The 15,703-nt window shown below is 71.2% G+C and carries 20 protein-coding genes; 7 read left to right on the forward strand and 13 right to left on the reverse strand.

The genetic code is table 11. The annotated features are described in order from the left end of the window. The first annotated feature begins 148 nt into the window (after positions 1 to 148). Positions 149 to 304 (forward strand): hypothetical protein, encoded by a 156-nt coding sequence (locus tag FHR82_RS26925; protein WP_184813251.1) that lies wholly within the window; start codon positions 149 to 151, stop codon positions 302 to 304. A gap of 2 nt (positions 305 to 306) precedes the next feature. On the opposite strand, the gene FHR82_RS26930 is transcribed toward FHR82_RS26925, so the two are convergent. After that, positions 307 to 720: a VOC family protein gene (locus FHR82_RS26930; RefSeq protein ID WP_184813252.1), complete on the reverse strand. Its 414-nt coding sequence runs from the start codon at positions 718 to 720 to the stop codon at positions 307 to 309. Between the two features lie 149 nt (positions 721 to 869). Here FHR82_RS26930 and FHR82_RS26935 point away from each other — a divergent pair, with 149 nt between their 5' ends. The 5 genes from FHR82_RS26935 (at position 870) to FHR82_RS26955 (ending at position 5,589) form a co-directional block, all read left to right on the forward strand. After that, positions 870 to 1,973, forward strand: coding sequence for an S-(hydroxymethyl)mycothiol dehydrogenase (locus FHR82_RS26935; protein WP_184813253.1), 1,104 nt, complete (start codon positions 870 to 872; stop codon positions 1,971 to 1,973). 63 nt (positions 1,974 to 2,036) lie between these two features. After that, the gene (locus FHR82_RS26940; protein WP_184813254.1) at positions 2,037 to 2,660 is read left to right on the forward strand and encodes an MBL fold metallo-hydrolase; all 624 of its coding nucleotides are present in this window, start codon (positions 2,037 to 2,039) and stop codon (positions 2,658 to 2,660) included. A gap of 72 nt (positions 2,661 to 2,732) precedes the next feature. Continuing rightward, positions 2,733 to 3,539 carry a class I SAM-dependent methyltransferase gene (locus tag FHR82_RS26945; RefSeq protein ID WP_311771296.1) on the forward strand — a complete coding sequence of 269 codons (807 nt, stop codon included), beginning with the start codon at positions 2,733 to 2,735 and terminating at the stop codon, positions 3,537 to 3,539. A gap of 56 nt (positions 3,540 to 3,595) precedes the next feature. After that, a complete protein-coding gene (locus FHR82_RS26950; protein WP_184813255.1) occupies positions 3,596 to 4,849 on the forward strand; it encodes an aspartate aminotransferase family protein in 1,254 nt (417 codons plus the stop codon). 38 nt (positions 4,850 to 4,887) lie between these two features. Further along, a complete protein-coding gene (locus tag FHR82_RS26955) occupies positions 4,888 to 5,589 on the forward strand; it encodes a transporter substrate-binding domain-containing protein (protein ID WP_184813256.1) in 702 nt (233 codons plus the stop codon). Here the strand turns inward: FHR82_RS26955 and FHR82_RS26960 are convergent. From FHR82_RS26960 to FHR82_RS26980, 5 genes are read right to left on the reverse strand one after another with little or no spacing between them, the layout of a single operon-like run. Further along, complete coding sequence (locus FHR82_RS26960) at positions 5,559 to 6,506, reverse strand: SRPBCC family protein (RefSeq protein ID WP_184813257.1); 948 nt, start codon at positions 6,504 to 6,506, stop codon at positions 5,559 to 5,561. The two genes, FHR82_RS26955 and FHR82_RS26960, sit on opposite strands and share 31 nt — an antisense overlap. Continuing rightward, positions 6,503 to 6,817: an ArsR/SmtB family transcription factor gene (locus FHR82_RS26965; RefSeq protein ID WP_184813258.1), complete on the reverse strand. Its 315-nt coding sequence runs from the start codon at positions 6,815 to 6,817 to the stop codon at positions 6,503 to 6,505. Before FHR82_RS26965 ends, FHR82_RS26960 begins: the two co-directional genes overlap by 4 nt. Positions 6,818 to 6,850: 33 nt before the next feature. Beyond that, positions 6,851 to 7,681 carry a class II fructose-bisphosphate aldolase gene (locus tag FHR82_RS26970; protein ID WP_184813259.1) on the reverse strand — a complete coding sequence of 277 codons (831 nt, stop codon included), beginning with the start codon at positions 7,679 to 7,681 and terminating at the stop codon, positions 6,851 to 6,853. Next, a complete protein-coding gene (locus FHR82_RS26975) occupies positions 7,662 to 8,630 on the reverse strand; it encodes a 1-phosphofructokinase family hexose kinase (RefSeq protein WP_184813260.1) in 969 nt (322 codons plus the stop codon). Before FHR82_RS26975 ends, FHR82_RS26970 begins: the two co-directional genes overlap by 20 nt. Further along, positions 8,627 to 9,541, reverse strand: a complete 915-nt coding sequence (locus FHR82_RS26980; RefSeq protein WP_184813261.1) for an ROK family protein — start codon at positions 9,539 to 9,541, stop codon at positions 8,627 to 8,629. Before FHR82_RS26980 ends, FHR82_RS26975 begins: the two co-directional genes overlap by 4 nt. A gap of 42 nt (positions 9,542 to 9,583) precedes the next feature. Here FHR82_RS26980 and FHR82_RS26985 point away from each other — a divergent pair, with 42 nt between their 5' ends. After that, the gene (locus tag FHR82_RS26985; protein ID WP_184813262.1) at positions 9,584 to 10,366 is read left to right on the forward strand and encodes a DeoR/GlpR family DNA-binding transcription regulator; all 783 of its coding nucleotides are present in this window, start codon (positions 9,584 to 9,586) and stop codon (positions 10,364 to 10,366) included. A gap of 15 nt (positions 10,367 to 10,381) precedes the next feature. Here FHR82_RS26985 and FHR82_RS26990 read toward each other — a convergent pair whose 3' ends face one another. The 7 genes from FHR82_RS26990 to FHR82_RS27020 form a co-directional block, all read right to left on the reverse strand. Beyond that, complete coding sequence (locus FHR82_RS26990) at positions 10,382 to 10,675, reverse strand: hypothetical protein (RefSeq protein ID WP_184813263.1); 294 nt, start codon at positions 10,673 to 10,675, stop codon at positions 10,382 to 10,384. Positions 10,676 to 10,906: 231 nt separating this feature from the next. After that, positions 10,907 to 11,452 (reverse strand): TetR/AcrR family transcriptional regulator, encoded by a 546-nt coding sequence (locus tag FHR82_RS26995; RefSeq protein WP_184813403.1) that lies wholly within the window; start codon positions 11,450 to 11,452, stop codon positions 10,907 to 10,909. 77 nt (positions 11,453 to 11,529) lie between these two features. Continuing rightward, entirely contained in the window at positions 11,530 to 12,615 is a 1,086-nt protein-coding gene (locus FHR82_RS27000) for an acyl-CoA dehydrogenase family protein (protein WP_184813264.1), read from the reverse strand. Further along, the gene (locus tag FHR82_RS27005) at positions 12,612 to 13,784 is read right to left on the reverse strand and encodes an acyl-CoA dehydrogenase family protein (RefSeq protein WP_184813265.1); all 1,173 of its coding nucleotides are present in this window, start codon (positions 13,782 to 13,784) and stop codon (positions 12,612 to 12,614) included. The genes FHR82_RS27000 and FHR82_RS27005 overlap by 4 nt, the downstream gene beginning before the upstream one ends. 61 nt (positions 13,785 to 13,845) lie before the next feature. Next, the gene (locus FHR82_RS27010; RefSeq protein WP_184813266.1) at positions 13,846 to 14,298 is read right to left on the reverse strand and encodes a MaoC family dehydratase; all 453 of its coding nucleotides are present in this window, start codon (positions 14,296 to 14,298) and stop codon (positions 13,846 to 13,848) included. A gap of 12 nt (positions 14,299 to 14,310) precedes the next feature. Continuing rightward, positions 14,311 to 15,066, reverse strand: a complete 756-nt coding sequence (gene fabG / locus FHR82_RS27015; protein ID WP_184813267.1) for a 3-oxoacyl-ACP reductase FabG — start codon at positions 15,064 to 15,066, stop codon at positions 14,311 to 14,313. 109 nt (positions 15,067 to 15,175) lie between these two features. Beyond that, positions 15,176 to 15,691, reverse strand: coding sequence for an XdhC family protein (locus FHR82_RS27020; protein WP_184813268.1), 516 nt, complete (start codon positions 15,689 to 15,691; stop codon positions 15,176 to 15,178). Positions 15,692 to 15,703 lie beyond the last annotated feature (12 nt).

Consider the following 15,703-nt stretch of genomic DNA (forward strand, 5'->3'; position numbering starts at 1 on the left):
CTCAACGCAGGGGGAATCCAGCGTCGGAGTCATACGCACACGCAGCGTCATCGGTTCAATGGCCGTGCGCGGGTGGCGCGACGGGGTGTCGCGCCACCCGGTCCGGGGTACTCATCCTCACCTGAACGTGTGACGGGAGGAGTCAGGAATGCCTTGGGTCACCAGTCATCGCCGCCGAGTTCCAGGCAGGTGGTTCCGCTCCACGACGGTTCGCAGTCACCACCGCAGACGCCCGGGTGGCGTACCGGTCGTGGGCATCGTCATCGCGGTGCTGATCATCCTGGTGCTCATCGCGGTGTTCTGAGTTCACCAGTCTTCCGACGGTTCGCCCGGCTTGTGGGTGCCGAAGGACCACTCGTAACCCTCGAGGTCGCGGATCCGGCAGCGGTAGTTGCCCCACTCGGTGTTCTCCGGCTTCCACACCGGTACCGCCCCCACGGCCAGAGCGCGTGCCCAGACGGCGTCGACCGCCGCGCTGTCGGCGACGGCCAGGTAGGTACCGTGGCCCGCGGCGTCGTTGGCCTTCGGGTGCATCCGGTCGTAGCCAAGGCCGTCGTCGCTGAACACGATGATCGCCGCGTCGCCAACGCGTAGTTCCGCGTGGGCCACGCCGTGTTCGTCGTCCCAGCGCATGGTCGTCTCGAACCCGAACGCCTCGGCGAGCCAGGTGAGGGCGGCTTCGGCGTCGACGTAGCTGAAGTACGTGTGCAACGTGGTCATGCCGTCAGGCTGTCAGGCGTCGCGGCCGGATCCTGTCCGCGAATTCCGGCTGTCCGCGAATTCGGTGCCCGCCACGGTATTCCACGCCCGCACGGCCGGGCCCGGGCTGGTAGAAGTACACATACCGAACCGCGCATGGAAGGTGGCACATGGCTCAGGAGGTCAGGGGCGTCATCGCCCGGTCGAAGGGTGCTCCGGTCGAGATCGCGACGATCGTCGTGCCGGCTCCCGGACCTGGCGAGGCGGTGGTCAAGGTTCAGGCCTGCGGGGTCTGCCACACCGACCTGCACTACCGCGAGGGCGGCATCAACGACGAGTACCCCTTCCTCCTCGGACACGAGGCCGCCGGGATCGTCGAGGCCGTCGGCGACGGGGTGACCGACCTCGTACCGGGTGACTTCGTGATCCTGAACTGGCGCGCGGTCTGCGGGACCTGCCGGGCGTGCCTGCGTGGCCGCCCGTGGTACTGCTTCGCCACGTTCAACGCCGCCCAGCCCATGACCCTCACCGACGGCACCGCGCTGTCACCCGCGCTGGGCATCGGCGCGTTCGCCGAGAAGACGCTGGTCCACAGTGGCCAGTGCACGAAGGTCGACCCGTCCGCGTCGCCCGCCGCGGTGGGCCTCCTGGGCTGCGGGATCATGGCGGGCATCGGTGCGGCCGTGAACACCGGCGGCGTGACCCGCGGCGACAGCGTCGCGGTCATCGGCTGCGGCGGCGTGGGCAACGCGGCCGTGGCAGGCGCGAAGCTCGCCGGCGCCACGAAGATCATCGCGATCGATCTCGACGACCGGAAACTGGCCTGGGCCAAGGGTTTCGGCGCCACCCACACCATCAACGCGGGCCAGGGCGACGTGGTCGAGGCGGTGCGGGAACTGACGGACGGCTTCGGCGCGGACGTGGTGATCGAGGCGGTGGGGCGCCCGGAGACGTGGAAGCAGGCCTTCTACGCACGCGACCTGGCGGGCACGGTGGTCCTGGTCGGCGTGCCGACCCCGGACATGCGCCTGGACATGCCGCTGATCGACTTCTTCTCCCGGGGCGGCTCGCTGAAGTCCAGCTGGTACGGCGACTGCCTGCCGTCCCGCGACTTCCCGTACCTGGTCGACCTGTACCAGCAGGGCCGCCTGGACCTGGACGCGTTCGTCACCGAGACCATCGCGCTGGACCAGGTGGAGGACGCGTTCACGAAGATGCACCACGGCGATGTGCTGCGGTCAGTGGTGGTGTTTTCCGGAACGGAGCTTGCGTAGTGACCCAGCGATTCCGAACGGAGCTTGCGTAGTGACCCAGCGATTCCGAACGGAGCTTGCGTAGTGCGGGTGGAGAAGGTCGTCACGTCGGGCACGTTCAACCTGGACGGCGGCACCTGGGACGTCGACAACAACGTCTGGCTCCTGGGCGACGACGACCAGGTGCTGGTGATCGACGCCGCCCACGACGCCGAAGCCATCGCGAAGGCGGTGGGGGACCGGGAGGTGCTGGCGATCGCGTGCACCCACGCCCACGACGACCACGTGAACGCCGCTCCCGCACTCGCCGAGCGGGTGGGCGCCCCGGTCCTGCTGCACCCGGCCGACGACGTCCTGTGGCGCCTGGCGCACGAGGAGGACCGTCCCGCGGACACGCTGTCCGACGGCGACATCCTGCGTGTGGGGGATGTCGAGGTGCGGGTGCTGCACACCCCGGGCCACGCACCGGGTGCGGTGTGCTTCCACGTGCCGGAGCTGAACGTGCTCTTCACCGGCGACACCCTGTTCCAGGGTGGCCCTGGCGCGACGGGCCGCTCCCACTCGGACTTCCCGACGATCGTCGACTCCATCCGGGACAAGCTCCTGACACTGCCGCCCGAGACGACCGTCCACACCGGCCACGGCGGCGACACGACGATCGGCGCGGAGGCGCCGCACCTGGAGGAGTGGATAGCGCGCGGCCACTGAGGACCGCTGCCCAGTACCGGCTCCGGGAAATTCGGTACCTGGCCGGACTCGTCTCTGGCACTGTGCCGCCCCGTGGACTACCTGGCGATCAACAAGGCGAACTGGGACGAACGAGCCCCGGCACACGCGACATCCCCCATGTACGCGCTGGACCGTTACGAGGACCCCGCCCACCTGAGCGACACAGTGCGCTACGACCAGCCACGACTGGGGAACATCGACGGCCTGCGAGGCGTACACCTGCAGTGCCACATCGGCACGGACACGATCTCCCTGGCGAGACTGGGCGCGCGGATGACCGGCCTGGACCTGTCCCCGGCCTCACTGGAGGAAGCCAGGAAACTGGCGCTGGCGACGAACACGAGCGTCGACTTCCACGAAGCCGACGTCTACGACGCCACCGCCGTCCTCGGCGAAGGCGGGTTCGACCTCGTCTACACCGGCATAGGCGCGCTGTGCTGGCTGCCGGACATAGCGCGCTGGGCCCAGGTCGTCGCCGCCCTCCTGACACCGGGCGGCCGCCTGTTCATCAGGGAGGCACACCCGATGCTGATGACCCTCGGTGACGACCTCCGCCCCCACTACCCGTACTTCGAGACCGCGGAACCGATCGTCGAGGAAGACGAAGGCACCTACACCGGCGACGACACGGTCTTCGGCCACCGGCTCACGCACAGCTGGGACCACGGCCTCGCCGAGACGATCACCGGTCTCCTCGAAGCGGGTATGCGGCTGACGGCGCTGGCCGAACACGACAGCGTCCCGTGGAACGCGCTCCCGGGGCACATGACCGAGGACGATCATGGGGAGTGGCGTCTCACCGACCGCCCGCGGCGGCTGGCCGCGAGCTACACCCTGCAGGCGGTCAAGGAAGGGTAGCCACCTGACCAACCCATCCGTAGGATTGTCGACAATCCACAAGGAGGGGTGTGCTGATGGCTGAGTTGTCCCCGATCCTCAAGCAGGCGACGCCGGTGCTCGCCGAGCGCGGCGAGGGCGTGTACCTCTACGGCGAGGACGGGCGCCGTTATCTGGACTTCACGGCCGGTATCGGCGTGACCAGCACCGGGCACTGCCATCCGCGTGTGGTCGAGGCCGTCCGCGAGCAGGCCGGGAAGCTGATCCACGGCCAGTACACGACCGTCATGCACCGGCCGCTGCTGACGCTTTCGGAGCGGCTGTCCGAGGTGCTGCCGGAGGGCCTGGACTCGCTGTTCTACGTGAACTCGGGCAGCGAGGCGGTGGAGGCGGCGCTGCGCCTGACCCGGCACGCCACGGGCCGGCCGAACGTCGTGGTCTTCCACGGCTCGTTCCACGGCCGCACGATCGGCGCCGCCACGATGACGACCTCGGCGACCAAGTTCCGCGCCGGGTTCGCGCCGCTCATGGGCGGTGTGGTGGTCTCGCCGTTCCCGACCGCGTTCCGCTACGGCTGGAGCGAGGAGGAGGCGACGAGGTTCGCGCTGCGCGAGCTGGACTACACGCTGCAGACGCTGACCTCGCCCGCCGAGACCGCCGCGTTCTTCGTCGAGCCGGTGCTCGGCGAGGGCGGGTACGTGCCCGCGAACAGCGCGTTCATGCGCGGCCTGCGCGAGCGCGCCGACCGGCACGGCATCCTGCTCGTCGTCGACGAGGTCCAGACCGGGTTCGGGCGCACCGGCCGGTTCTGGGGCCACGACCACTTCGACGTCGGCTCCGACGTGCTGATCACCGCGAAGGGCCTGGCCAGCGGCTTCCCGCTGTCGGCCATCGCCGCCTCCAGGGACCTGATGGCCAAGGCGTGGCCGGGTTCGCAGGGTGGCACCTACGGCGGCAACGCCGTCGCGTGTGCCGCCGCGCTCGCCACGCTCGACGTCGTCCAGTCCGAGGGGCTCGTCGAGAACGCGGCGACGCAGGGGGCGCGGCTGCGCGAGGGCCTCGCGAAGGTCGCGGCGGACGTGTCCGCCATCGGCGACGTGCGTGGCCTCGGCCTGATGCTCGGCAACGAGTTCGTGGACAAGGACGGCAACCCCGACCCCGCTGCCGCGGCCCGGGTCCAGCAGGCGGCGTCCGCCGCCGGTCTGCTGCTCCTGACCTGCGGTGCGGCAGGCAACGTCGTGCGGATGATCCCGCCGCTCGTGGTGAACGCCGACCAGATCGACGAGGGGCTGGGGCTGTGGCGGGAGGCCGTGAACGCGGGTATGAGCTGAGCTTGCGGAGTGAATATCTCCGTTGCGATGCTGCTCCGGTGATCACCGAGGACCTGGCGCCGACGGGCGTCCTGCGTGCGTCGATCAACCTGGGCAACCCCGTGCTGGCGCAGGGCACCCTGGACGCGCCTGCCGGCGTGACCGTCGACATCGCCCGCGAACTCGGCGCCCGTCTCGGCGTGCCGGTGGAGCTGGTGGCGTTCGACGCCGCCCGCAAGTCGTTCGAGGCGATGACGAGCGGGCTCGCCGACATCTGCTTCCTCGCCATCGAGCGGAAGCGGGCGGAGCAGGTGGCGTTCACCGCGCCGTACGTGCTGATCGAGGGCGTGTACGCGGTGCGGGCGGACTCGTCGATCACCAGCCAGGACGAGGTGGACCGGCCGGGCGTGCGGGTCGGGGTGAACCACGGGTCGGCCTACGACCTCTACCTCACCCGCACGCTCCGGCACGCCACGCTCGTGCGCGGCGAGGACGGGATCGCCGTGTTCCGGGACCAGGGCCTCGAGGTGGCCGCCAACGTCCGGCAGCCCATGACCGCCTACGTCGCGGAGCACCCGGACCTGCGCCTGCTGGAGCCCCGGTTCATGGAGATCCGCCAGGCGCTGGGCACCACCAGGTCACGCAGGCCCGAGACGGTCGCCTACCTGTCCGAGGTCATCGACGAGCTGAAGGCGAACGGTTTCGTCGCCGACGCGCTGCGGCGCGCGGGTCAGGACGACGGCCTGGTCGCGCCCGCGTAGTGCCTGGTCAGCTCGGCGATCCGCTCGGCCGACCACGCGCAGCGCACGTCGCCCATGGTGGCGGCGAAGAACAGCTCCATCTGCAGGTGCCAGGCGGCCATCGCCTTCGGCACCTCCGCGCCGAGGTGCGCGGGCACGGTCTGCGTCAACTCGACCCGTTCCCCCACCTTCGGCTCGGAGCACAGCTCCCACCGGACGGTGCCCGCGGGTGTGCCGTCGTGGAGCCACTCGTACTCCAGCACTGCCGGCGCCTCGGACCGGAGCACCCGGCCCGGGGGCACGATGTCGTTGGTGGTCTGGACGGGCGGCGTCTCGCCGACCTGCCCGTCGGTCATCACCTTCCACACGTCGGCGGGCGGCTTCCACACCAGGTCGCGGGCGAACCGCAGCTCCCAGCCGTCGTCGGTGCGGGTGGCGGTGCCCTCGCCGAGCCCGAACTCCCCGATGTAGTGCTCCATCGGGGACAACCAGTCGGAGCGTTGCGCGACCGGCGTCCCGTCGAGCCGCGCGAGCAGGGCGTCGAGGCAGTCGTCCCAGCCCGCCGCGGTCCGGCCTGCGCCGAGGAGCCCGGTGCGCCCGCCGCCGATCGTCTGCGTGAACACCAGACGGCAGCCGTCGCCGTCGGGGATCAGCTCGATCCGCACCACGTCGGTGTCCCAGCGGAACATGAAGACCCGGGGTTCGTCGACCTCGAGCACCTCACCCTCCCAGTCGTTGTCGACCGGGGCCTCGTCGGGGAACGTGAACCGCATCGGCGCGCCGGGCCGCAGCTCGGCCTCGACGGCCGCCGGGAACCAGTGCGCCAGCTCGGCCGGCTCGGTGACGGCCCGCCAGACCTTCGCGGGGGAGTGCCGCAGCCGTCGCTCGAACCGCAACGTCGGTTCCCCGTTGACCGTGTGCAAGGTGGCGTCGCTCATGAGTCGCCTTCCATCGTGTCCAGGTGACGTTCGAGGGCGTCCAGGCTGTCTGTCCACATGCGACGGTACGGTGCGAGCCACGCGTCGATCTCCGCGAGCGGTGCGGGGCGCAGCCGGTACCAGCGGCGCTGCGCGTCCGTGCGGACCTCGACCAGGCCCGCGCCCCGCAGCACCTTCAGGTGCTTGGACACCGTCGGCTGTGTCAGTGCCAGCCGGTCGACCAGGTCGCCGACGAGCCGTTCGCCGTCACGCAGGAGGTCGAGGATCTCCCGGCGGCGCGGCTCGGCCAGCACCTCGAACGTTGATGTCATGCGAGGAATATAGACCGATGGGCATATAGACTGTCAAGCGCCGAGGACCGCCAGCAGTCGCGCCACCTCGGTCGCCACGGCGTCCCGGCCCGCGCCGAGGTACTTCCGCGTGTCCACCGCGGCCGGGTTCGCCTCCAGGTGCGCACGGACCGCCGCCGTGAACGCCTTGTTCAGCTGTGTGGCGATGTTGACCTTCGTCATCCCGGCCTCGACGGCGCGGCGCAGGTCGTCGTCGGCGACACCGGACGAGCCGTGCAGCACGAGCGGCACCGGCACGGTCGCGCGCAGCCGCTCGATCAGTCCGAAGTCGACGGTCGCGTCGCGGGTGAGCATGGCGTGCGAGGTGCCGACCGCGACGGCCAGCGCGTCGACGCCGGTCGACGCCACGTACGCGGCCGCCTCGTCGGGATCGGTCCGCGCGCCGGGGGCGTGCACCCCGTCCTTGCCGCCGACCTCGCCCAGCTCCGCCTCGACGTACACGCCGCGCTCGTGGCAGTGCCGCACCACCTCGGTCGTCGCCGCCACGTTGTCCACATAGGACATCACGGACGCGTCGTACATGACCGAGCCGAACCCGAGCAGCACCGCGTGCCGCACCAGCCCGACGTCGGTGGCGTGGTCGAGGTGCACGGCGACCGGCGTCGTCGACGCCCGTGCGACCGCCAGTGTGGCCTGGGCGATGGGTTCCAGCGCACCGTGGTACTTCACGGCGTTCTCGCTGATCTGCAGCACGACCGGCGCGCCTGCCTTCTCCGCGCCCGCGACGAGCGCCTCGGCGTGCTCGAGCTGGATCACGTTGAACGCGCCGACGCCCCGGCCCGCCGCGCGTGCGGCCGCGACGATGTCAGCGGTCGGCGTGAGCATCCAGTGCCTCCACGGTGATGGCGGGCCGCAGCCGCGCGTAGGTGTCGGGGTCGATGTCGCCCGCGAGCGGGCAGGGGACCGCGGCGGCCGAGACCGCCACCGCCTCCGCGAGCCGGTGCGGCCACTCCAGCGCCTGCCCGGCGGCGAGCGCGGCGACGCACGCGTCACCCGCGCCGGTCGGGTTCCCGTGCAGCTCCTCCGGCACGCGCACCCGCCAGGAACCCTCGTGGGTCACGGCGACCAGACCGTCGGGGCCGAGCGTGGCGACGACCGCGTGCGCACCCCGGTCGAGCAGCGCCCGTGCCGCGGCGGCCGGGTCGTCGAGCCCGGTCGCCGCGGTCAGCTCGTGGACGTTCGGCGTCACCACCGACGGCCGCGCCGCGATCCCCGCGAGCAGTGGCGGCCCGGACGTGTCGAGGATGACCGGCGTCGAGGTGGCGCGGATCAGCTGCGCGTACGCGTCGTCGGGCAGACCGGGTGGCAGGCTGCCGGACAGCACGACGGCCGACGCGCGGGCCGCGAGCGCGTGGTAGCCGCCGACGAAGTCCGCCCAGTCCGAAATGGACACCCGGGGGCCCGGCTCGTTCACCGCGGTGGCGGTGCCGTCCGACACGATCGTGACGGTGCGCCGGGACGGGCTCGCCATGTCGAACAGCGCTTCCCGCAGGCCCGCGAGGAGCACGTCGGCGCGGATCGCGGTGCCGGTATCGCCACCGACCAGCCCGGTGACCATGGTCTCGTGGCCGAGTGCGTGCAGGACGCGGGAGACGTTGACGCCCTTGCCGCCTGCGCGGACGTCCACCGCGGTGGGCCGGTGGGTGTGCCCGAGCCGCAGCGCGGGCACCTGGTAGGTGACGTCGAGCGCGGCGTTCAGCGTGACCGTCAGGATCGGCGCCCCCTCGCGGGCTCCGGGACGTCGATCCTGTGTGCGATCGTTCGCCCCGCTCATGCCGCCGCCTGCCACGCGAGGATGCCCGCGCCGATGCAGCCCGCGTTGTCGCCGAGCTTCGCGCGGACGAGCGTCGGCATCCGCTGGAACGCGAGCCGTCCCTCGAGTGCCTCCCGCAGGGGCGTCATCAGCGTGTCGCCGGACTCGGAGAGCCCGCCGCCGATCGCGACGATCTCGGGCGCCAGCAACGTGGTCGCGGTCATCAGCGCGTCGGCCAGGCCGTCGACGGCCCGCGCCCACACCGCGACCGCGTCCGGCTCACCGGCCATGACCGCGGCGGCCACGTCGGCGGCGCGGTCGACGGTCTTCCCGCTGCGCTCGCTGTAGTTGCGGGCGATGAACGCGGCCGACGCGACGGTCTCCAGGCAGCCGAGGGTGCCGCACCCGCACACCTGCCCGCCGGGGTCGACGACGATGTGGCCGATCTCGCCCGCGTACCCGTCCGCGTCGAGCCGGTGCCCGTCGACCAGGACGGCGGCGGCGATGCCGGTGCCGATCGGCATGAACATGGCGTTCCGCACGCCGGTCGCCGCGCCGACGGTGAACTCGGCGAGCCCACCGGTCCGCACGTCGTGCCCGAGCGCGACGGGGATGCCCGCCGCCTCGGTGAGCCGGTCACGCAGCGGCAGGTCGCGCCAGCCGAGGTTGACCGCGGCCCGCGCGATGCCGAGCCGCTCGTCGATGATCCCCGGCGCGGCGACGCCGACACCGACGACGGTCGCGTCCCCCGCCTTCCCGCGCAGCTCGTCGATCAGCTCGACGATCTGCGCGACGTCGACGGACCCGCGTGGGTCGCCGCCCAGGCGCCGGGTCGGGGTACGCAGGGTGTGCACCACGTGCAGGTCCTCGGCCACGAGGGCCGACTTGATCGACGTGCCGCCGATGTCGATGGCCGCGACGAGCCGGTCCATGCCACCGCCTTCCCAGGTAGTCGGGGGTTTACATTGCATCACGTGGATCGTTACGAACGGCTGAGCACCCTGCTGGACCTGCTCGGGCAGCGCGGCAAGGTCGACGTCGACGACCTCGCCGGGGAGCTGACGGTGTCCGCCGCGACGATCCGCCGGGACCTCGACCACCTCGCCGACCAGCAGTTGCTCACCCGCACCCGCGGTGGTGCGGTCGCCAACAACGTTGCCTACGACCTGCCGCTGCGGTACAAGACGGCCCGGCACGCCTCGGAGAAGGAACGCATCGGCCGCGGCGCCGCCGCCATGGTGGCGCGGGGGAGCGTCGTGGGCCTCAACGGCGGCACGACGACCACGGAGGTCGCGCGTGCGCTCGCGGTGCTGCCGGAGCTGAACGGCGCCGACGAACCGACCCTCACCGTCGTGACGAACGCGCTGAACATCGCGAGCGAGCTGGCGGTGCGCCCGCACGTGAAGATCGTCGTGACGGGCGGCGTCGCCCGCCAGGCGTCGTTCGAGCTGTCGGGTCCGCTCGCCACGCGGATCCTCGACGAGATCACGATGGACCTGGTGTTCCTCGGCGTGGACGCGGTCGACCCGGTGCACGGCGCGTACGCCCACCACGAGGGCGAGGCGAGCATCAACCGGCTGATGGCCGAACGCGCCCGCCGCGTCGTGGTGACCGCGGACAGCTCCAAGCTCGGCGGGCACGCGTTCGCCCGCATCTGCCCCGCGTCGGCGATCGACACACTGATCACCGACGACGCGGCACCCGAGGAGGTCGTGGCCGCCTTCGAGGCCGAGGGAGTGACCGTCCGGCTCGTGTAGCCCGGGCGGTACCGATCAGGCGTTCTCGGAGCGGGCGAGCGCGATCGCGTCGGTGACCCGGCTGCGGGCCACACCCAGCCTGCGGGCGAGCTCGGTGGCGCCGATGGGTTCCGGACCGGTGGTGTTGGCCTGCAGGAGCGCGTGCCTGCGCTCGTAGGAGAGCACGGCCTTGGTGACCTCTATCAGTTTCTTGCAGGCGCGGGCCCGCTCCACCGGGTCGAGGTCGGGGAGTTCGCTGAGGGACTGGAGCAGTTCGTCGAGGGTGGCCGTCGGGCTCGTGGGGAGACGGCGCTTGGGAGCGGTGGTCATCAGGTCGGCTGCTCTTTCGGAGGGCGTCCGCCAGGAGGGCGTTCGCGTCGGCGTTGTTGTAGAAGATCTCACGGCCACCGAGGTCTGGCACACCCTCGTCCGATTCCAGCGCCAATGACAATGAATTATTAACTATATAGATGTCCGATTTGAACGCCGAGTGCGGTCGTCGGTGGCGAATCACGAAGAACGGCACAAAGCAGCCTCGAAGGGAAGGGCAGCGACCCCAGCTCAGTGGTGGCCCAGCATGCTGAGCACCAGCTCCGCGTACTGCTTGCCCAGCACCGTCGGCGCGGGTTTGCTCGTGGGGGAGTACCAGCGCGCCACGTCGATCCCCAGTGACAGCACCGCGCGGGCGGCCGTCCGGACGTCCGGCACCGTGAACGCGCCCGACTCGACCCCGCGTGTGATGACGTCTCGGACCAGGCTCTCGGTGCGTCGGCGCAGGTCGACGACCACCTGGTACTCCTCGGCGGGCAGGGCGTCCAGCTCGTGTTGCACCACCCGGGCGACCACGTGCCGCTGCGCGTGCCACGCCACGAACCGCTCAACGAGGGTGCGCATGGTGTCGACCGGGTCGGTGTGTTCGGCGATGGTGGTCTCGACCATCGCCAGGGTGCGCTGGTGGCCGCTGCGGCTGATCGCGAACAGCACGGCCGACTTGGCAGGGAAGTGCACGTACAGCGCGGCCGGGGACATGCCGGCCGCCGTCGCGATGTCGCGTGTCGTCGTGGCGTGGTAGCCACGCGACGCGAACGACTCGACGGCGGCCGCCATCAGCCGGCGTGCGGCGTCCGGCCGCACGTCCGGCCACAGGTCCTCGGGCGGTGTCGAATGGCTCACGTCGTTCCGCGTCACGCCGGGATGTTCGCGTGTGGCGCCAGCAGCTGCCGGTGGCGTCCCGCGGTGCCGAGCGCGATCGAGTCGGCCTTCGCGCGCTTCAGGTACAGGTGGGCCGGGTGCTCCCAGGTCATGCCGATGCCGCCGTGCAGCTGGACGCACTCCTCCGCCGCGTGCAGGGCCACCGTCGAGCACAGCGCCTGCGCGACGCTCGCCGACAGCTGACCCGGCTCGTCCGCCGCGTTGCGGGCCGCCGCGCGCGCCAGCACCAGGTCGCCCCACAGGTCGGCCAGCCGGTGCTTCAGCGCCTGGAACGACCCGACGGGGCGGCCGAACTGGTGCCGGTCCTTGAGGTACGCGACCGTGGTGGCGAGGCACCACTCCGCGATCCCCAGCTGTTCGGACGCGAGGAGTCCCGCGGCTGTCCACAGTGCACCGTCCACCGCGGGCTCGGCGGCTTCCGGGCCCGCGAGCAGTGTGCCGGTGGCGCGGTCGAGCGTGACGTCCGCAACCGGGCGGGTCAGGTCGAGCGAGGTGACCGGAGTGACCTCGACCCCGGGCTGTGCGACCGGAACCGCGTACAGCTCGAGTCCGCTTCCGCCCTGCGCGGGTACCAGCAGCACGTCCGCGGGCAGTGCGTCGGCGACCGAGCGGACCCGGCCGGAGAGCCCGGAGTCGGAGCGGATCGCGTCCGGCACGGTCGAACCCGGTGCCGTGGCGAGGGAGATCGCGAGCGTGGCGATCTGTTCGCCGGAGCCGATCGCGTCCAGCAGCGAGCGCACCTCGTCGCTCGGCTTGCAGCCCAGCAGTGCCGTGGTCGCGAGGACCGCGCTGCCGAGGAACGGCACCGGTGCGACGGACCGGCCCAGCTCCTCCATGACGACCGCGACCTCACGGGTGGACGCGCCCTGCCCGCCGAGTTCCTCGGGCACGTGCAGCGACACGGCCCCCAGTTCGGTGAGCCTGCGCCACAGGTCGAGGTCGTAGGGCTCGGTGGTCTCGGTGCGCGCGATGACGTCGGCGGCCTTCGCGCGGTCGGTCAGCAGGTCCTTGACGCTCGCGCGGAGATCGTCCTCGATGTCGGTGTAGAGGAGGTTCATCGCGGCAGGTCCTTCCAGGCGACCTTGGTGTCGGTGCGCGGCTCGGCGGGGAGTCCGAGCACGCGCTCGGCGATGATGTTGCGCAGCACCTCCGACGTGCCGCCCTCGATCGAGTTGCCCTTGGCCCGCAGGTAGCGGTAGCCCGCCTCGCGACCTGTGAAGTCCACCTTGTCCGGGCGGCGCAGTGTCCAGTCGTCGTAGCGGAGACCGTCGTCGCCGAGCAGTTCCACCTCGAGGCCGGTCAGCTCCTGTGCCAGCCGCGCGAACGCGAGCTTCATCGCGGAGCCCTCCGGGCCGGGGGCGCCTGCGGCGAGCTGCTGCCGGAGCCGGATTCCCGCCAGCCGCAACGCTTCCGACTGCGTCCACAGGTCCAGCAGCCGGTCGTGCAGGTCGGGGGTGTGGTTCTCGGGGTGGTTCCGCCAGGTCTCCGCGACGACGCCGGACATGCCGCCGTCGCGGGGTGCCGGGCGGCTGCCGATCGCGACGCGCTCGTTCATGAGCGTGGTCTGCGCGACCTTCCAGCCCTCGCCGACCGCGCCGAGCCGGTTGGCGTCCGGCACCCGCGCGTTGTCCATGAACACTTCGTTGAACTCGGCTTCGCCGGTGATCTGGCGCAGTGGCCGGACGTCCACGCCGGGGTCGGTCATGTCGAGGATGAAGTAGGTGAGGCCCGCGTGCTTGGGCAGGTCCGGGTCGTGGCGTGCCACGAGGATGGCGAACCGGGCGGTGTGCGCGCTGGACGTCCACACCTTCTGCCCGGTCATCAGCCAGTCGTCACCGTCGCGGACCGCGCGGGTGCCCAGGGCGGCGAGGTCGGAACCGGCGCCCGGCTCGGAGAACAGCTGGCACCACACCTCCTCGCCGGTCCACAGCGGACGGAGGTAGCGCTGCTTCTGTTCCTCCGTGCCGAAGGCGAGGATCGTCGGGGCGGCCATGCCGAGCCCGATGCCGATGCGGCGCGGGTCGTTGTCCGGTGTGCCTGCCAGCTCCTCGTCCACGACGGACTGCATCTCGCGCGGCAGGTCGAGCCCGCCGAGCCCGGTGGGGAAGTGCACCCAGGCGAGGCCCGCGTCGAACCTGGCACGCAGGAACTCGAGGCGGTCCATGGTGGTGGGGTCGTTCTTGGCTAAGAACTCGCGGGTCAGCTCCCGCAGCTGTGCTTCGTTCACGGCCGCTCCTCGCAGGCTCCGAGCGGCCGTGAGGTGCGATCTTTCGCTCCGCAAGCTCCGCTCATGGCACGTACACCACGATCGTCTCGGCGACGCAGGCCGGTTTCTCGCCGCCCTCGATCTCGACGGTCCAGCGCAGCGTGGCCTGCGTGCCCTGCGCCCGGTCGGTCAGGTCGATCAGCTCGGCACCCGCGCGGATGCGGGACCCGACGGGCACCACGGACGGGAAGCGGACCTTGCCGAGCCCGTAGTTGATGCCCATGGTGATGCCGTCGACGCGGTAGATCTCCCTGCCCAGGAACGGGATCAGGGACAGCGTCAGGTAGCCGTGCGCGATGGTGGTGCCGAAGGGGCCCTGTGCGGCCTTCTCGGCGTCGACGTGGATCCACTGGTGGTCGCCGGTGGCGTCGGCGAACCGGTCGACCTGGTCCTGGGTGACGGTGTGCCACGCGCCGTGGCCGAGCCCTTCGCCCTTGGCGGCGGCGAACTCGTCGAGGTTGGCGAATACGCGCATGTGTCTTCCGCCTCAGTCCTGTGGCCCGCCGGCCACGTAGATCACCTGGCCGGACACGAACCCGGCCTCCTCGCTGACGAGGAACGACGCGACGGCGGCGACGTCCTCGGGCTGGCCGACGCGCCGGACCGGGATCGCGGCCGCGGCGCCCTCCTTGAACTGGTCGAAGTCGACCCCGACGCGCGCCGCGGTGGCCGCGGTCATGTCGGTCTCGATGAACCCGGGCGCGATGGCGTTCGCGGTGATCCCGAACTTGCCGAGTTCGATCGCGAGGGTCTTGGTGAAGCCCTGCATGCCCGCCTTGGCGGCGGAGTAGTTGGCCTGGCCCCGGTTGCCGAGGGCGGAGGTGCTGGAGAGGTTGACGATGCGGCCGTAGTTCTCCTGGGTCTGGTGCTTCTGCACCTCGCGCGACATCAGGAACGCGCCGCGCAGGTGGACGTTCATGACCAGGTCCCAGTCGTCCTCGGACATCTTGAACAGCAGGTTGTCGCGCAGGATGCCCGCGTTGTTGACGAGGACGGTCGGTGCGCCCAGCCGGTCGGCGACCTTGTTCACCGCCGCGGCGACCTGCTCGGCGTTCGACACGTCGGCCCCGACGGCGAGCGCGGTGCCACCCGCCTCGGTGATGGCGGCGACGGTCTCCTTGCAGTTGTCCTCGGTGAGGTCCACGACCCCGACGGCGAAACCGTCCTTGGCGAGGCGCTTGGCGACGGCGGCGCCGATCCCTCGAGCAGCACCGGTGACGATCGCGACACGGGACTGAGCCACGGGTTCTCCTTCGAACGCTACGACAACGAGCTAAGCAAGCGCTTAGTAAGCTACCTCGTGCGTGCGAAGCGGGCAACCATGCAGGCCGCAGAGCGGGAAACAGCCGGGATCAGAACTCGAAGCCGCCCGGTTTGGCGTTCCGGTCCGCGATCAGGCCCGCGAGGGTGGCGATCGCGATCTCCGGTGGGGTGCGGGAGCCGATGTTGAGGCCGATCGGGCGGTGGACGCGCGCGATCTCCGTGTCGTCGACGCCCAGTTCGCGCAGTGCGGCCACGTGCGGGCCGGGGTGGCGCGGGTTGCCCATCACGCCGACCCAGCGGACGGGGAGTTTCAGCGCATCCGCGAGCAGTTGGCCCAGCTCGGCGCGGTGGTGGTCGGTCACCACGATGTCGGTGTCGCCGTCCAGCGCCGGGAAGTGGGTGAGCACCGTGGTGGTGCCCGCCTCCTCGTTGGTCACGCGGCCGCGTTCCGGTTCCACGAGGACCGTGTGGTAGCCGAGGTCGTGCCCGTACCGCAGGAGCAGGTCCGCCACGGGGGACGCGAACACGGCCACCAGCGTGCGGGTCCAGGGTGGCGCCTGCTCGGCGCCGTGTGCCACCGCACAGTTCGCATCGTCTGTCGCCATGGGATCTAGGGT

Origin of the sequence: Actinophytocola algeriensis (assembly GCF_014203735.1) — a bacterium.
Lineage (GTDB): Bacteria > Actinomycetota > Actinomycetes > Mycobacteriales > Pseudonocardiaceae > Actinophytocola > Actinophytocola algeriensis.

What these genes read in the sequence shown, in the direction of transcription:
- FHR82_RS26975 (WP_184813260.1), bottom strand. Translation starts at nt 8,630, where the DNA reads ATGAGCGGGGCGAACGATCGCACACAGGATCGACGTCCCGGAGCCCGC.
- FHR82_RS26980 (WP_184813261.1), bottom strand. Translation starts at nt 9,541, where the DNA reads ATGGACCGGCTCGTCGCGGCCATCGACATCGGCGGCACGTCGATCAAG.
- FHR82_RS26950 (WP_184813255.1), top strand. Translation starts at nt 3,596, where the DNA reads ATGGCTGAGTTGTCCCCGATCCTCAAGCAGGCGACGCCGGTGCTCGCC.
- FHR82_RS26965 (WP_184813258.1), bottom strand. Translation starts at nt 6,817, where the DNA reads ATGACATCAACGTTCGAGGTGCTGGCCGAGCCGCGCCGCCGGGAGATC.
- FHR82_RS27010 (WP_184813266.1), bottom strand. Translation starts at nt 14,298, where the DNA reads ATGCGCGTATTCGCCAACCTCGACGAGTTCGCCGCCGCCAAGGGCGAA.
- FHR82_RS27020 (WP_184813268.1), bottom strand. Translation starts at nt 15,691, where the DNA reads ATGGCGACAGACGATGCGAACTGTGCGGTGGCACACGGCGCCGAGCAG.
- FHR82_RS26930 (WP_184813252.1), bottom strand. Translation starts at nt 720, where the DNA reads ATGACCACGTTGCACACGTACTTCAGCTACGTCGACGCCGAAGCCGCC.
- FHR82_RS26925 (WP_184813251.1), top strand. Translation starts at nt 149, where the DNA reads ATGCCTTGGGTCACCAGTCATCGCCGCCGAGTTCCAGGCAGGTGGTTC.
- FHR82_RS26960 (WP_184813257.1), bottom strand. Translation starts at nt 6,506, where the DNA reads ATGAGCGACGCCACCTTGCACACGGTCAACGGGGAACCGACGTTGCGG.
- FHR82_RS26970 (WP_184813259.1), bottom strand. Translation starts at nt 7,681, where the DNA reads ATGCTCACGCCGACCGCTGACATCGTCGCGGCCGCACGCGCGGCGGGC.
- FHR82_RS26990 (WP_184813263.1), bottom strand. Translation starts at nt 10,675, where the DNA reads ATGACCACCGCTCCCAAGCGCCGTCTCCCCACGAGCCCGACGGCCACC.
- FHR82_RS26935 (WP_184813253.1), top strand. Translation starts at nt 870, where the DNA reads ATGGCTCAGGAGGTCAGGGGCGTCATCGCCCGGTCGAAGGGTGCTCCG.
- FHR82_RS27000 (WP_184813264.1), bottom strand. Translation starts at nt 12,615, where the DNA reads ATGAACCTCCTCTACACCGACATCGAGGACGATCTCCGCGCGAGCGTC.
- FHR82_RS26995 (WP_184813403.1), bottom strand. Translation starts at nt 11,452, where the DNA reads ATGGCGGCCGCCGTCGAGTCGTTCGCGTCGCGTGGCTACCACGCCACG.